At 61.8% G+C, this 15,400-nt stretch carries 15 protein-coding genes; 9 read left to right on the top strand and 6 right to left on the bottom strand.

Going from position 1 to position 15,400, the window contains the following annotated elements; translation table 11 throughout:
* The first annotated feature begins 50 nt into the window (after positions 1–50).
* The gene (locus tag HX855_RS13500; protein WP_017477432.1) at positions 51–485 is read left to right on the top strand and encodes a MarR family transcriptional regulator; all 435 of its coding nucleotides are present in this window, start codon (positions 51–53) and stop codon (positions 483–485) included.
* Positions 486–617: 132 nt separating this feature from the next.
* Here HX855_RS13500 and HX855_RS13495 read toward each other — a convergent pair whose 3' ends face one another.
* Positions 618–2,807: a patatin-like phospholipase family protein gene (locus tag HX855_RS13495; protein WP_177083909.1), complete on the bottom strand. Its 2,190-nt coding sequence runs from the start codon at positions 2,805–2,807 to the stop codon at positions 618–620.
* 83 nt (positions 2,808–2,890) lie between these two features.
* Between HX855_RS13495 and HX855_RS13490 the strand changes: the two genes are divergently transcribed.
* Positions 2,891–3,178, top strand: coding sequence for a SelT/SelW/SelH family protein (locus HX855_RS13490; RefSeq protein ID WP_003214624.1), 288 nt, complete (start codon positions 2,891–2,893; stop codon positions 3,176–3,178).
* On the opposite strand, the gene HX855_RS13485 is transcribed toward HX855_RS13490, so the two are convergent.
* Together HX855_RS13485 and HX855_RS13480 are read right to left on the bottom strand one after the other, a co-directional pair.
* A complete protein-coding gene (locus HX855_RS13485; protein WP_177083911.1) occupies positions 3,172–4,062 on the bottom strand; it encodes a DMT family transporter in 891 nt (296 codons plus the stop codon). The genes HX855_RS13490 and HX855_RS13485 overlap by 7 nt on opposite strands.
* Positions 4,063–4,220: 158 nt before the next feature.
* Positions 4,221–5,021 (bottom strand): AraC family transcriptional regulator, encoded by an 801-nt coding sequence (locus tag HX855_RS13480; protein WP_177083913.1) that lies wholly within the window; start codon positions 5,019–5,021, stop codon positions 4,221–4,223.
* 133 nt (positions 5,022–5,154) lie between these two features.
* Between HX855_RS13480 and HX855_RS13475 the strand changes: the two genes are divergently transcribed.
* Positions 5,155–5,964: a UDP-2,3-diacylglucosamine diphosphatase gene (locus HX855_RS13475; RefSeq protein WP_003214618.1), complete on the top strand. Its 810-nt coding sequence runs from the start codon at positions 5,155–5,157 to the stop codon at positions 5,962–5,964.
* Between the two features lie 125 nt (positions 5,965–6,089).
* Here HX855_RS13475 and HX855_RS13470 read toward each other — a convergent pair whose 3' ends face one another.
* The 3 genes from HX855_RS13470 to phhA all read right to left on the bottom strand — a co-directional run bounded on the left by HX855_RS13470 (position 6,090) and on the right by phhA (position 8,539).
* Positions 6,090–7,286: an amino acid aminotransferase gene (locus HX855_RS13470; RefSeq protein WP_177083915.1), complete on the bottom strand. Its 1,197-nt coding sequence runs from the start codon at positions 7,284–7,286 to the stop codon at positions 6,090–6,092.
* Positions 7,286–7,642, bottom strand: coding sequence for a 4a-hydroxytetrahydrobiopterin dehydratase (locus HX855_RS13465; protein ID WP_003214616.1), 357 nt, complete (start codon positions 7,640–7,642; stop codon positions 7,286–7,288). The genes HX855_RS13470 and HX855_RS13465 overlap by 1 nt, the downstream gene beginning before the upstream one ends.
* A 105-nt stretch (positions 7,643–7,747) precedes the next feature.
* Positions 7,748–8,539 (bottom strand): phenylalanine 4-monooxygenase, encoded by a 792-nt coding sequence (phhA, locus tag HX855_RS13460; RefSeq protein ID WP_177083917.1) that lies wholly within the window; start codon positions 8,537–8,539, stop codon positions 7,748–7,750.
* A gap of 266 nt (positions 8,540–8,805) precedes the next feature.
* Between phhA and HX855_RS13455 the strand changes: the two genes are divergently transcribed.
* The 6 genes from HX855_RS13455 to flgJ all read left to right on the top strand — a co-directional run bounded on the left by HX855_RS13455 (position 8,806) and on the right by flgJ (position 15,399).
* Positions 8,806–10,371: a sigma-54-dependent transcriptional regulator gene (locus HX855_RS13455; RefSeq protein ID WP_177083919.1), complete on the top strand. Its 1,566-nt coding sequence runs from the start codon at positions 8,806–8,808 to the stop codon at positions 10,369–10,371.
* A 306-nt stretch (positions 10,372–10,677) separates the two neighbouring features.
* A complete protein-coding gene (locus HX855_RS13450; protein ID WP_177083921.1) occupies positions 10,678–11,418 on the top strand; it encodes a flagellar basal body rod protein FlgF in 741 nt (246 codons plus the stop codon).
* A gap of 63 nt (positions 11,419–11,481) precedes the next feature.
* Positions 11,482–12,267 (top strand): flagellar basal-body rod protein FlgG, encoded by a 786-nt coding sequence (flgG, locus tag HX855_RS13445; protein WP_003214609.1) that lies wholly within the window; start codon positions 11,482–11,484, stop codon positions 12,265–12,267.
* A gap of 53 nt (positions 12,268–12,320) precedes the next feature.
* On the top strand, positions 12,321–13,016 hold the full coding sequence (gene flgH / locus HX855_RS13440; protein ID WP_177083923.1) for a flagellar basal body L-ring protein FlgH: 696 nt from the start codon (positions 12,321–12,323) through the stop codon (positions 13,014–13,016).
* Between the two features lie 27 nt (positions 13,017–13,043).
* Positions 13,044–14,132: a flagellar basal body P-ring protein FlgI gene (locus tag HX855_RS13435; protein WP_177083959.1), complete on the top strand. Its 1,089-nt coding sequence runs from the start codon at positions 13,044–13,046 to the stop codon at positions 14,130–14,132.
* A gap of 4 nt (positions 14,133–14,136) precedes the next feature.
* Complete coding sequence (gene flgJ / locus HX855_RS13430; RefSeq protein WP_177083925.1) at positions 14,137–15,399, top strand: flagellar assembly peptidoglycan hydrolase FlgJ; 1,263 nt, start codon at positions 14,137–14,139, stop codon at positions 15,397–15,399.
* Position 15,400 lies beyond the last annotated feature (1 nt).

The following is a 15,400-nucleotide window of genomic DNA, read 5'->3' as shown; positions in this document are numbered from 1 at the left end:
TGACTAATAATTAGCCACACTTTATTTTCAGTCTAATCCATGAGTTTTTTATGCCGTTAACCGATCAACACCGTTTTGGCATGCAGTTGGCGCAGATGTCCCGAGGTTGGCGTGCCGAACTGGATCGTCGCCTGGCAGGGTTGGGTTTGTCCCAGGCCCGCTGGCTGGTGCTGCTGCACCTGGCCCGCTTTACCGAGCCGCCTACCCAGCGCGAGCTGGCGCAGAGCGTCGGGGTAGAAGGCCCCACCTTGGCGCGTTTGCTCGACAGCCTGGAAAGCCAGGGCCTGGTGCAACGCCAGGCCGTGGTAGAAGATCGCCGCGCCAAGCGCATCGTGCTGTGTGACACCGCGAAGCCATTGATCGAACAGATCGAAACCATCGCCACGGCCTTGCGCCATGAGCTGTTTGTGGGCGTCGATGAAGAGGATCTGCGGGTGTGCATGCGGGTTCATGAGCACATCCTCGGGAACCTCGAGAAGTCCTGATCCCAAGTACACAGAAGATCAAAAATGTGGGAGCGGGCTTGCTCGCGAAGGCGGAGTGTCAGTGAATACATGTGCTAACTGACACACCGCCTTCGCGGGCAAGCCCGCTCCCACATGGGTTTTGCGGCGTAGTTAGAAGGTTTGCCCCAGGTTCAGGTACACCGCCTGCTGATTGTCATCGTTAAACCCGTAACTGAAATTCAACGGTCCCAACGGTGTATCAAACCCCAGGAAAATACTGGCCGCGTTGATATACCCGCTGTCGTATTCATTGTCGTTGTTCCACGCCCGCCCACGTTCCAGCGAGGCGCCCGCGTACAACGGGAAATCCAGCGGCAGATAAGACCGCGGCGTCAGCCGGCGATAGTAAACCGCACGCATCAGGCTGATGTTCTGCCCGGCAATCGCATCCTGGCGGAAGCCCGACAACTGCCGCGCGCCCCCCAGCAGGAAGCTGGAAATCACCACGTCCGAATCATCCAGGGTGCGCCCATATCGCCCGCCGAGAATCAGTGTGTCCGGCCCGCGGCTCATGGCCTTGTCCAGCTTGAACTCCCACTGGCGATAGCGCTGGTCAGAGCCCAGCCCGGGTTCGAACTCACGGAAGGCCAGGCCGATGTCTTCGCCGGTGTGGGGGAAGTACACGTTGTCGAACGAGTCAAAGGAGTACTTCAGCTCATAAAAGCCTTCGCTGAAGTTGATGCTCGGCGAATCCCGGTCACCAATGCGCACATCCGCCTTGCCCCAGGCCTCGCCCACGCCGAAACGGATCTCGCCGCTGTTGCCGATCTGCCGGCCCACGTTAAGCCCGAAGCCATAGCGCTCCAGGCGGTACTCGGAGATCGGGTTGTTGTCTTCTATCAGTTCAACGTTCTGCGCCTGGGCACTGATATAGGGCGCGACGAAATAGCGCGAACCGGTGTCCATCGGCTGATAGAACTCGCTGTACAGCTCTTGCTGGTCGCCGATCTGCACCCGCGTCAGCCATTCGGCGCCGAGGCGGTTGATGCCGTTCATGCGGTAGCTGGCGCCGAGGTTGAAGGCGCTGTCGCCACGCATGTCATCCGACAGGTTGAGGCCCAGGCGCAGGTAATCGGTGCCGCTGCGTTTGCCCCGGGCACTGATGACCAGGGTGTTCTCCTTGCCCTTTTTCACCACGCGGTATTGCACCTGCTCGAAGTAATCCAGACCGTACAGGGTGCCCATGTCGGTTTGCAGCCGGGCCAGGTCCAGAGGCTCGCCGAGGTTCTGGCGGATGTAGTAGCGGATCACCTCGTCGCCCACCTTGGAGTCGTTCTCTACCTTGATCGCGGTGATCACCGGATTGCGCTCGCCGGATGTGCGTGCGGCCATCAGCGACGGGTCTGCCGGTTCCGCCGGGCGCAGGTGCGCCAGGCGCACGTCGAGGGCGCGGGTGGCGCGGTAGCCGGCGTCGATCATGTCCTTGGCGCGACCGAAATCCGTTACCCCGTAGGCGGCCAGCGGCGGCTGGATCAGCACGTCCCGTGGGGCCAGGGCCTTGAGTTGTTCTTCGGAATTGCGCCGGGTCATCAGGGTGATGGACTGGTTGAGCACGTCCACCACGGTATTGAGTTGCTTGCGTGAGCGCAGCGGGGTGCCGATGTCGACGACGATGGCAATGTCGACCCCCATTTCCCGTGCCACATCCAGCGGGATGTTATCGGTCATGCCGCCGTCCACCAGCAGTCGGCCATCCAGTTCCACCGGGGCAAACACCGCTGGGATCGACATGCTGGCGCGGATCACCTGGGGCAAGTGGCCTTTTCGGAACACCACCTTTTCGCCGCTGGTGATGTCGGTGGCCACGGCGCGGAAGGGGATCGGCAGTTTGTCGAAATCCCGCACGTTGCTGGTGTGGGCGAACATGCTTTCCAGCAGCAAGGCCAGGTTCTGGCCCTGGATCACGCCTAGGGGCAGGCCGAGGCTGCCGTCGTCGCGAAAGCTGAGTTTCTGTTTGACCAGGAAATCCCGGTCATCCTGCTTGCGCCGGAACGGTACGTCTTCCCGCGGCGGCGCATCGGACAGGGCGAGTTTCCAGTCGATGCTCAGCGCGAGCTTTTCCAGCTCGTCGATCTTGTAGCCCGAGGCGTACAGGCCGCCAATCACCGCGCCCATGCTGGTACCGGCGATTGCATCGATGTGGATGCCTTGTTCTTCCAGTGCCTTGAGCACACCGATGTGTGCCAGACCTCGGGCGGCGCCGCCGGAGAGCACCAGGCCGATCTTCGGGCGCGGGCTTTCGACGGCTTGGACGAGAACAGGGAACAGGCACAGCAACAGGCAAGACAGCAGGCGGCGCATCATCAATCTCAAGGCTGGACGGTAAAGGCCGGTATTATAGCCACTCGATCCTTTCAACCCGCCAAGCAGGAGCCAGTCAATTCATGTCTGCGGCCAAACCCGAGATTGTCATCACCTATTGCACCCAGTGTCAGTGGCTGCTGCGCGCCGCCTGGCTGGCCCAGGAACTGTTGAGCACGTTCGCCGATGACCTGGGCAAAGTGGCACTGGAGCCGGCCACCGGCGGCGCGTTTCGGATTACCTGCGATGGCGTGCAGATCTGGGAGCGCAAGGCCGACGGTGGTTTCCCGGAAGCCAAGGTGCTCAAGCAGCGGGTGCGCGACCAGATCGACCCGCAACGGGACCTTGGGCATAACGACCGTACTCAGTGAGCGTCAGCCGTGGCTGCGGCTTGTTTGCCCGGTTTGGCACTGCCCATCAACCCGGACACCACGATGGCGACGATGATCAGCGCGCCGCCCATCAGCATGCGCAGGGTCGGGGTTTCGGCAAACAGCAGCCAGGCCACGGTGATGCCGTAGACCGGCTCCATGGCGAAGACCACCGCCGCCGTGCGGGCCTTGAGCACAGCGAGGCTGGCGACAAACAGGCTGTGGGCCAGGCCGGTGCAGAACACCCCGAGCAGGCCGATCCACAGCCAGTCCAGCCCACGCACCTCGGCCAGCCCGGGCGCGGCGACCGGCAGCAGGCATAGGGCGACGACCACGTTCTGGCACAAGGCAGCCTGCACCGGCGGGATGCGCCCGCTGGCGCGATTGTTCAGCGACAGCAGCGAGAACAGCAAACCGGAACCCACGGCCCACAACAGGCCGCTGGTGGCTTGGCTGGCGAGGTTGAAATCCGGCGTGACCAGCACCAGGCCGATGCTCACCAGCACTACCAGCAGGATTTCATTGGCGCGAATCCGCTCGCGGAAAATCAGACCCTCGAGAATCACCGTAAACGCCGGGAACGTGGTGAAACCCAAGGTGGCGATGGCCACGCCCGCGATCTTCACCGCAATAAAGAAACTCACCCAATGCGCGGCCAGCAGCAGGCCGCTGACCAGCAGGCGGCGCCAGTCGCGGGCCTGGAGTTTTTGCCAGGTGGTGTTGCTGGCGAAGCGCGCAAAGATCGCCAGGGCAATCACGGCGAACGCGGCGCGGCCGAACACGATGATCGCCGGCGAGGCGGCCGCCAGCTTGCCGAACACGCCAGTGAGGCCAAACATCAATGCGCCGATATGCAGGGCGCCTAGGGCTGTGCGGGGAGTCATTACGGTCCTTAAACAACGGGTTTACAGGATCGCAGTCTAGAGGGTTGTACGCGGTCGCGTCTGTCGTTGGGCTCGCGGGATTTGTCGCAGGGCTCTTGTTTCAAAAGCAGAGGAGATCAAATGTGGGAGCTGGCTTGCCTGCGATAGCGGAGGGTCAGTCAATCAATTATTAACTGATCCACTGCTATCGCAGCAGGCAAGCCAGTTCCCACAGTAGACCGCGCTCGTCTAATGGCACCGGGCGATGCGCCAAACTCCCGCAACATCGCCGCCGCAAACGCACTTTGCGAACCATACCCCACCCGCGCGGCAATCTCGCCAATGGGCAACGGGCTGTCGCGCAACAGATTGCGGGCCATCTGCAGGCGCCGGGTGCGGATGTAGTCCATCGGTGTCTGTCCGCATTCCGCGATAAACCGCGCATGCAGGCGGGCCACGGACAGGTCGGCGAGCTTCGCCAGGTCGGCCACTTGCAGTGGGTGCGCCGCGTGTCGCTGGATATGCGCATTGAACGCGGCATACGGCAGGCGCTTGCCCACCGGCGGTTGCGCGAGATTGAGGCTGGCCAGCAGCAATACGGCGCCTTGCTGGACGATCAGCGGATCGTCCACCGGGCTGCTGGCCAGCCACTGCACCAGTTGGCTTTGGCGATTGTCGAGGGTCAGGTGGGCGGACTGGTCGAGCAGGCGGCGGCTGGCGTCGGCATGGTCCCCCAGGGACTGCGCCAACCAGTGCTCGTCGGGCACGTCCAGCACCAGGCAGCGGCTGCCATCGCGGCTGATGCAGGCGTGGTGGGCGGCGTAGGGCAGCACCATCACGCTGCTGTGCTGCACCTGGCTGCCACGGCCATCCACCTCGAAGTCCAGATGCCCGGACAGGCCAAACACCAGCTGGGCATGATCGTGGCTGTGGGCGATGGGCTCTTCGACGTAGTGGCGTAGCGTGAGGTTCGGTCTCATCGCAGTCTCCTGGGCAGGCCCGCAGTTTACATCGCATCGCCCGTATTGGGCGCTGTCATCAGACTGACGCAACACTGTCATGGGCTATTAACCCCATGGGCGCAAGCTCGCGAAAACACCGTGAGGCATGCCCATGACCAGCGCCGAACTCGCCAAACCCAGCCGCAAGCAACGGGTGCGTACCCTGTGGATTTCCGACGTGCATCTGGGCACGCGGGACTGCCAGGCCGAACACCTTTCGCACTTCCTCAAGGGCTACCACGCCGACAAGGTCTACCTGGTGGGCGATATCATCGACGGCTGGAAACTGCGCAGCGGCATGTATTGGCCCCAGGCCCACACCAACGTGATCCGCCGCTTGCTGACCATGAGCAAGCGCGGCACCGAGGTGATCTATGTCACCGGCAACCACGATGAGTTTCTGCGCCGCTATTCGAAGCTGATCCTCGGCAATATCCAACTGGTGGACGAGGCGGTGCACGTGACGGCCGATGGCCGGCACTTGCTGGTGATCCATGGTGACCAATTCGACGTGATCACCCGCTATCACCGCTGGCTGGCGTTTCTGGGCGACTCGGCCTATGAATTCACCCTGACCCTCAACCGCTGGCTGAACCATTGGCGGGCGCGCTATGGCTATGGCTACTGGTCGTTGTCGGCGTACCTCAAGCACAAGGTCAAGACGGCCGTCAGCTTTATCAGTGATTTTGAAGAAGCGATTGCCCACGAAGTGACCAAGCGCGAATTGCACGGCGTGGTGTGCGGGCATATTCACCATGCGGAGATTCGCAAGGTGGGCGAGGTGGACTACCTCAATTGCGGGGATTGGGTGGAGTCGTGCACGGCGTTGATCGAGCACTGGGACGGGCATATCGAGCTGTATCGGTTGGCGGATGCCCAGGCCAAAGAGGCGCAGCTCAAGGCTGAGATGGTTGCTGGTTAAAGATTGGCTCGGTCCAAGTGTGGGAGCTGGCTTGCCTGCGATAGCATCAAGTCGGTTTTATAGACAGACCGAGTTGTCTGCATCGCAGGCAAGCCAGCTCCCACACTTGGATCCGGTTTCTTCAATTAGGTATTGGAAACATCCGCGATCGCTTGCGCGAGCAGCGTCAACCGCGTCGCATCAATCCCCGCCACGTTCGCACGCCCGGAGTTGACCATATACACGCTGTGCTTCTCCCGCAGTCGTTGCACCTGCGAGGCGCTCAGCCCGGTATAGGAAAACATCCCGCGTTGCGCCGCAATATGGGCAAACTGTTCCGACAAGCCATGGGGCGCCAGCGCTTCCACCAACCCGGAACGCAACTGTGCAATCCGCGCCCGCATCGCTTCCACTTCCTCGGCCCACTGCTTTTTCAGCCCGGCATCACCAAGAATGGTCGCCACCACCGCGGCCCCATGGTCCGGTGGCGTCGACCACAAATTACGCGCAGTAAACGCCAGCTGGCTGCGCACATCCGTCAGTTTCTCGGCGTTCGTCGCGCACACAATCAGCGCGCCCACGCGGTCGCTGTACAGGCCAAAGTTCTTCGAGCAGGAACTGGTGATCAACACTTCAGGCAGCTCGGTCGCAAACAACCGCACGGCCCACGCATCCTGTTCCAGGCCGTCGCCAAAACCCTGGTAGGCAAAATCGATCAGCGGCAGCAGCTCGCGCTCGCGCACGATCTTCAGTACCTGGCGCCAGTCGTCCTGGGACAAGTCAAAGCCGGTCGGGTTGTGGCAGCAGGCGTGCAACAGCACCACATCGCCTGTTGGCACCGTAGACAGCGTGGCCAGCATCGCCGCCACATCCAGGCGGTTGTCGCTGCCCACATACGGGTAATGGCTGACCTTGAGGCCGGCCTTGGCGAAGATGGTTTCGTGGATCGGCCAGGTCGGGTTGCTCAGCCAGACGCCACGGCCCGGGAGGCTGTGGGCGATAAAGTCGGCGCTCAAGCGCAGGGCACCGGTGCCGCCGGGTGTCTGGGTGGCGCCGGCGCGGCGTTCGCTCAGCAGCGGCGAACCGGCGCCCAGCACCAGCTCACTGATCAGCGTGCCGAACGCGGCATTGCCGTGGCCGCCGATGTAGGTCTTGGTGGTCTGTTGCTCCACCAGGCGCTGTTCGGCCAGCTTCACCGAATGCGGGATCGGCGTCAGGCCCTGATCGTCCTTGTACACGCCTACGCCAAGGTCGAACTTGTTCGGGTTGGGGTCCTGGGCATACAGCTCCATCAGCCCGAGGATCGGGTCCCCGGGCACCCGGCCAATCGCGTCAAAATGCATTACTTGCGGCCCTCGGCATCCTTGGCCACTTCGTCAGTGCGCGCGGCCATGATGAAGTCATTGCGGTGCAGGCCCTTGATGGAGTGGCTCCACCAGGTCACGGTGACTTTGCCCCATTCGGTGAGCAGGCCCGGGTGATGGCCTTCCGCTTCAGAGATCACGCCCACGGCGTTGGTGAAGGCCAGGGCAAATTTGAAATTCTTGAACAGGAAGACCTTTTCCAGCTGCATCACACCGTCGCGTACTTCGATGTTCCAGTCGGGGATCTGCTTGATCAGCACCGGCAACTCTTCGTCGCTGACTTGCGGGGCGTCGGCGCGGCAGGCTTCGCAGTGGGCTTGGTTCAACGTGGTCATGTGGGTATTCCTGAAATCGAGTGTTTGGAAAACGGTCGTCAGTGGCGTCACCCTAAAGCAACGCGGGGCCAGGGAACAGACTCACCTGGCCTTAAAAGCCGCGGTTCACGCCGCCTTGGGCTTGGGCGGGAATTTCGGCGCGTGCAGGCCCAGCTGCATCCCGCGTTCGACCATGCCCATGATGTCTTCCTGCGCCACTTCGAACAGGCGCTTGAGGTTGGGCAGGGCGAAGTACAGCGGTTGCAGGATGTCGATGCGATACGGCGTGCGCATCGCTTCCAGCGGGTCGAAAGCTTGATGCTCGGGCGCGTCCGAGAGGCTGTACACCGTCTCCTTGGGCGATGACAGAATGCCGCCGCCGTAGATGCGCCGGCCTTCGGGTGTGTCCACCAGGCCGAACTCGATGGTCATCCAGTACAGGCGCGCCAGGTACACACGCTGTTCCTTGGTGGCGGCCAGACCGAGCTTGCCGTAGGTGTGGGTAAATTCCGCGAACCAGGGGTTGGTCAGCAGTGGGCAGTGGCCGAAGATTTCGTGAAAAATGTCTGGCTCTTGCAGGTAATCCAGCTCTTCACGGGTACGAATAAACGTCGCAACCGGAAACTGTTTACTGGCGAGCAATTCGAAAAAAGTCTGGAAGGGGATCAGCGCCGGTACCCGAGCCACTTGCCAGCCGGTGGTTTCGGCCAGCACCTTGTTGATTTCCGCCAGTTGCGGAATGCGGTCGTGAGGCAGGCCGAGCTTGTCGATGCCGTCCAGGTATTCCTGGCAGGCGCGGCCCTCGATCACTTTCAATTGGCGCGTGATCAAGGTGTTCCACACCGCGTGTTCTTCGGGCGGGTAGTCGATAAAACCGTTCGCGTCGGGCTCGCGGGCCACGTACTGCGTCTGCTTCATACTGCTCTCCTGCTAGGCATTCGTTCTTGTTATGTCCTGGGATGAGCCTATTGATACGCCGCCAGGGGCAAGAATCCATCCACCGTTGTGGGTGCACAGTAGGAAAAGTTACCAACCTTCGTAAAGTTTTCGTTACGATTTTCGGCTTTGCTGCTGTACGCGGCGAATTGTCGGTGTGAAAAGTCCTGCAGCTGTCACATAATCTTGACGATTATCTGCGCCCAGCGGCAAAAAGACGCAGCGGCGACCACCATTCGGGCCCTCTTATGCGTATCAAAGTGCATTGCCAGAACCGCATCGGCATCCTGCGGGACATCCTCAACCTGCTGGTGGAGTACGGCGTGAACGTCGCCAAGGGCGAGGTTGGCGGCGAGCACGGCAACGCCATCTACCTGTATTGCCCGAACCTGGTGAACCTGCAGTTCCAGGCCCTGCGCCCGCAGTTCGAAGCGATTGCCGGGGTATTTGGCGTGAAGCGGGTAGGGCTGATGCCCAGCGAACGTCGGCATATGGAGCTGAACGCCCTGCTGGGCGCCCTGGAGTTTCCGGTGCTTTCCATCGACATGGGCGGCTCCATCGTTGCCGCCAACCGCGCGGCGGCGCAGTTGCTCGGGGTGCGCGTGGACGAGGTGCCGGGCATTCCGTTGTCGCGCTACGCCGAAGACTTCGATTTGCCGGAACTGGTGCGGGCCAGTAAATCGCGGATCAACGGCCTGCGGGTCAAGGTCAAGGGGGACGTGTTCCTGGCCGACATCGCCCCATTGCAATCCTCCGAACACGACGACAGCGAAGCCATGGCCGGCGCCGTGCTGACCCTGCACCGCGCCGACCGGGTCGGTGAGCGTATCTACAATGTGCGCAAGCAAGAACTGCGCGGCTTCGACAGCATCTTCCAAAGCTCCAGAGTCATGGCCGCCGTGGTGCGTGAAGCCCGGCGCATGGCACCGTTGGATGCGCCTCTATTAATAGAAGGCGAAACCGGCACCGGCAAAGAACTGCTCGCCCGTGCCTGCCACCTGGCCAGCCCGCGCGGGCAGTCGCCGTTGATGGCGCTCAATTGCGCCGGTTTGCCGGAGTCCATGGCCGAGACCGAGCTGTTTGGTTATGGCCCCGGCGCGTTTGAAGGGGCGAGGGCGGAGGGCAAGCTGGGGCTTTTGGAACTGACGGCGGGCGGTACGCTGTTTCTCGACGGTGTCGGAGAAATGAGCGCGCGGTTGCAGGTGAAGTTGCTGAGGTTTTTGCAGGACGGGTGCTTTCGCCGGGTCGGCAGTGATGAAGAGGTGTACCTAGATGTGCGGGTGATCTGCGCGACTCAGGTGGACCTGTCGGAACTCTGCGCCCGGGGGGAATTTCGTCAGGACCTGTACCACCGCCTGAACGTGCTTTCGCTGCATATCCCGCCCCTGCGCGAATGCCTTGATGGCTTGTCGCCCCTGGTGGAGCACTTTCTCGATCAGGCCAGCCGGCAGATTGGCTGCCCGCTGCCCAAGCTCGCGCCGGGAGCGATGGACCGGCTCAGTCATTACCACTGGCCGGGCAATGTGCGGCAGTTAGAGAACGTGCTGTTCCAGGCGGTTTCGTTGTGTGAGGGCGGCACGGTCAAGGCCGAGCACATTCGCCTGCCGGATTATGGCGTGCGCCAGCCGCTGGGGGATTTTTCCCTGGAGGGCGGGTTGGAGGCGATCGTCGGGCGCTTCGAGAAGGCGGTGCTGGAACAGTTGTATGCCGAACATCCCAGCAGCCGGCTGTTGGGCAAGCGGCTGGGGGTTTCTCACACCACCATCGCCAACAAGTTGCGGGACTACGAAGTCCTCAAGGCCGAACGCGATTAAAACTGTGGGAGCTGGCTTGCCTGCGATGGCGGCGGGTCAGCAAAGCAGGCGGTGGCTGATACACCGCCATCGCAGGCAAGCCCGCTCCCACATTTGTTGTTTGTCGGTCTTGATACCTGCGCTTGCCGTTAGCGGCATAAGTCCGCCGTTTTTTCGACTCTCTCCCGACTGCCTCACGTTGCTCCCCGCCGGCAAACCCCCGCCCCGCTTGAACTTTTCCTAATTTCAAAAAGTTGGTTCGCAAATTGCTTAAGCCTCATTAGTACAGCGGTGGGCGGCAAGCGTCCGTCAGAAAGAGGAAAGAGCGTGGATAAGTACCTTTATGTGGCAATGACCGGCGCCAGCCAGAATGCACTGGCGCAGAAGGCCCACGCCAACAACTTGGCGAACGTTTCCACCAATGGTTTCCAGCGTGACCTGGAGCAGGCGCGCTCGATGCCGGTGTTCGGTGACAGCTTTCCGGCGCGGGCCTTTGCCTTGACCGAGCGCCCAGGCACGGACTTTTCCCCTGGCGCCATGATTGAAACCGGCCGTGACCTCGACGTGGCCGTCAGCGGCGACGGCTGGATGGCCGTGCAAAACCCGGATGGCGGCGAGTCCTACGTACGCAGCGCCAGCATGAACGTCGATGCACTGGGTGTGTTGCGGGCCGGCAACGGTATGCCGGTGATGGGCAACGGTGGCCCGATCGCCGTGCCGCCCCAGCAGCAGATCGAAGTCGGCCAGGACGGCACCATCAGCATCCGCGCCATGGGTGAAGGCCCGCGGGTAATGGCTGAAGTGGACCGGATCAAGCTGGTACAGCCCGACCTCAAGAACATGACCAAGGGCCTGGACGGCACCATCCACACCAAGGATGGCCAGCCGGCGCAAGCCGATGCCAACGTCAAGCTGACGTCGGGCTTCCTGCAGGCGAGCAACGTGAATGCCGTCGAAGAAATGACCGCGGTCCTGGCCCTGTCCAAGCAGTTCGAATTGCACATCAAGATGATGAACAGCGCCAAAGAAGATGACCAGGCCATGACCCGCGTCCTGGCGATGAGCTGATAGCAGCCACACACACATTTTTGTAGCGCGGCGCCATAAAACAGGCGCACGAAGGAGAAGAACATGCTTCCGGCTCTATACGTTGCCAAAACAGGTTTGTCCGCCCAGGACACCAACCTGACCACCATTTCCAACAACCTGGCCAACGTGTCGACCACGGGTTTCAAACGTGACCGCGCCGAGTTCCAGGACTTGCTCTACCAGATCAAGAAGCAGCCGGGCGCCCAGTCGACCCAGGACAGCGAATTGCCGTCGGGCCTGCAACTGGGTACGGGTGTGGCAATTGTTGGCACCCAGAAGAACTTCAGCGCCGGCAACCTGCAGCAAACCGGCCAGCCCTTGGACCTGGCCGTCAACGGCAAGGGTTTCTTCCAGATTCTGCAGCCGGACGGCACCACCACTTACACCCGTGACGGTACGTTCCACCTGGACTCCAACGGCCAGGTCGTGACCGCCAACGGTTTTGCGCTGGAGCCGGCCATTGTGGTGCCCAACAACGCCCAGACCTTCACCGTGGGCAACGACGGCACCGTGTCGATCACCGTTGCCGGCAACCCGGCGTCCCAGGTGATCGGCAACCTGCAAACCGCCGACTTCATCAACCCGGCCGGCCTGCAGGCGATTGGTAACAACCTGTTCCTGGAAACCGCTTCCAGCGGCGCGCCGCAAATCGGCACCCCGGGCCTCAACGGTTTTGGTACCACCCTGCAAAGCACCCTGGAAACGTCCAACGTCAGCACCGTTGAAGAGATGGTCAACATGATCACCACTCAGCGCGCCTACGAGATGAACTCCAAGGTGATTTCCACCGCCGACCAGATGCTTTCGTTCGTAACGCAGAATCTGTAATCAAGTCTATGGGGCGCCATTGACGGCGCCTGCAACACCGTGAGGTATGGGTCATGAATCGCTATGTTTCTGTTTTGGCATTGAGTGGGATTGCTGTGCTCGCGGGCTGTGTCGCCCCGACGCCAAAGCCCAATGACCCGTACTATGCGCCGGTGTTGCCGCGTACGCCGTTGCCGGCGGCCGCCAACAATGGCTCGATCTACCAGGCCGGTTTCGAACAGAACCTGTACAGCGACCGCAAGGCCTTCCGGGTCGGTGACATCATCACCATCACCCTCAACGAGAAGACCCAGGCGAGCAAGAACGCCAACTCGCAGATCGACAAGAACAGCAAGACCAGCATCGGCCTGACCTCGTTGTTTGGCGGTGTGCCGAACACCAACAACCCGCTGGGCAGCGGCGACCTGAGCCTGAACGCCGGCTACAGCGGCGACCGTGCCACCAACGGCAAGAGCGCGGCGGGGCAGGGCAACAGCCTGACCGGTTCGATCACCGTGACCGTGGCCGACGTACTGCCCAACGGCATCATCGCCGTACGCGGCGAGAAGTGGATGACCCTCAACACCGGTGACGAACTGGTGCGCATTGCGGGCATGGTCCGCGCAGACGATATCTCCACCGACAACACCGTGCCGTCGACACGGATTGCCGATGCACGCATCACCTACTCGGGTACGGGTTCGTTTGCTGACGCCAGTCAGCCGGGCTGGTTTGACCGTTTCTTCCTTAGCCCGCTGTTCCCTTTCTAGGTGATCACTTTGAACTTCAAACAGCTGATGGCTGCGATGTTGCTGCTGGCCTTGAGCGCAGGTGCTCAGGCTGAGCGCTTGAAAGACATCGCGAGCATTTCCGGCGTCCGGTCCAACCAGTTGATCGGCTACGGCCTGGTGGTGGGGCTTAACGGCACCGGCGACCAGACCACCCAGACCCCGTTCACCCTGCAGACCTTCAACAACATGCTCTCGCAGTTCGGCATCAAGGTACCGCCGGGCTCGGGTAACGTGCAGTTGAAGAACGTCGCGGCGGTATCCATCAGCGCGGATTTACCGCCCTTCGCCAAGCCGGGGCAAGTGGTCGACATTACCGTTTCGTCCATGGGTAACTCGAAAAGCCTGCGGGGCGGTACCTTGCTGATGACGCCGCTCAAAGGTATCGACGGCAACGTCTACGCCATTGCCCAGGGCAACCTGGTGGTAGGCGGTTTTGATGCCGAAGGCCGCGACGGTTCGAAGATCACCGTCAACGTACCCTCGGCCGGCCGGATTCCCGGGGGTGCCTCGGTGGAGCGCACGGTGCCGAGCGGCTTCAACCAGGGCAACAGCCTGACCCTGAACCTCAACCGTTCGGACTTCACCACCGCCAAGCGCGTGGTCGACAAGATCAATGACCTGCTGGGCCCGGGTGTGGCCCAGGCCATCGACGGTGGCTCGGTGCGCGTCACTGCACCGCTGGACCCCAGCCAGCGCGTCGACTACCTGTCGTTGCTGGAAAACCTCGAGGTCGACCCGGGCCAGGCCGTGGCCAAGGTCATCATCAATTCCCGTACCGGCACCATCGTGATCGGCCAGAACGTGAAGGTTTCGCCAGCGGCCGTGACCCACGGCAGCCTGACCGTGACCATCACCGAAGACCCGATCGTCAGCCAGCCTGGCCCGTTGTCCAACGGCCAGACCGCCGTGGTACCGCGCTCGCGGGTAAATGCCCAGCAGGAAGCCAAGCCGATGTTCAAGTTCGGCCCTGGCACCACCCTGGACGAAATTGTCCGCGCGGTGAACCAGGTGGGCGCAGCGCCCGGCGACTTGATGGCGATCCTCGAAGCTTTGAAACAGGCCGGCGCCTTGCAAGCCGACCTGATTGTGATCTGACGCCATGGCCATGGACATGCGCAAGAGCGGCCTGAGCAGCACGGCGGACTCGGGTTCTTATTCCGACCTCAACCGGCTGAACCAGTTGAAGGTCGGCGACAAGAACAGCGAAGGCAACATGCGCAAGGTCGCGCAGGAATTCGAGTCGCTGTTTTTGGGTGAGATGCTCAAGTCCATGCGTTCGGCGACCGAAGCCCTGGGCAAGGACAACCCGCTGAATACGCCGGCGGCCAAGCAGTACCAGGAAATGTACGATCAGCAATTGGCCGTCTCCCTGTCCCGCGAGGGCGGTGGTATCGGCCTGGCGGACGTGCTGATGCGCCAGATGCAGAAGAACAAACCGGTGGACGCCCAGGCGGCCACGTTGCAAGGCCCGGCAGCGCCAGCGAAGAAAGTGGATGTGCCGACCGAAATTGCCGCCGGTACCAAGGCCGATGGCCCGTTGGGCCGCAGCAACGGTCAGCGGCCCTTGTGGGCGTATCGCGTGGCGGTGCCTGAAGGCACTAACTCCCACGCCAACGACATTGCACTGATGAACCAGCGGCGCATCTCGTTGCCGAGCAAGCTGACGGATCGCCTGCTGGCCGGCATTGTGCCGGGCACCGATGCCACCACCACCGTCGCCAAGGCTGCGCCGCTGCGTAACAGTGCCGCCGATGACGGTGTGGTCAACAGCACCGCCCGCAACCTTGCCGCGATACCGCATGGGCAGATGCAGATTTACGGTCGCGCCGTGGCCCAGCCACCGTTGGCACCGGCGAAAAAAGCCTTCAGTTCGCAGGATGAGTTTGTCGCCACCATGTTGCCGATGGCCAAGCAGGCCGCCGCGCGGATTGGCGTCGACCCACGCTACCTGGTGGCCCAGGCCGCCCTGGAAACCGGTTGGGGTAAATCGGTGATGCGCGCCGAGGACGGCACCAGCAGCCACAACCTGTTCGGCATCAAGGCCGGCCAGAGTTGGCAGGGCGAACAGGCCCGTGCGATCACCAGCGAGTTTCGCGATGGGGCGATGGTCAAGGAGACGGCGCAGTTCCGTTCCTACAATTCCTACCAGGACAGCTTCCATGACCTGGTGACGTTGCTGCAAAGCAATGATCGCTATAAAGAAGTTGTGAAGTCAGCCGACAACCCGGAACAGTTTGTACGCGAGTTGCAAAAAGCCGGTTATGCAACCGACCCGGATTACGCCAGCAAGATTTCGCAGATTGCAAAAACGATGAACAGCTACCAGAACTACGCTGCCGCGGGCGCTTCCACTCATTTATAAG

Origin of the sequence: Pseudomonas sp. IPO3778 (assembly GCF_013386825.1) — a bacterium.
In the GTDB taxonomy this organism is placed as follows: Bacteria; Pseudomonadota; Gammaproteobacteria; order Pseudomonadales; family Pseudomonadaceae; genus Aquipseudomonas.
This window is presented reverse-complemented; position numbering and strand designations above follow the sequence as displayed.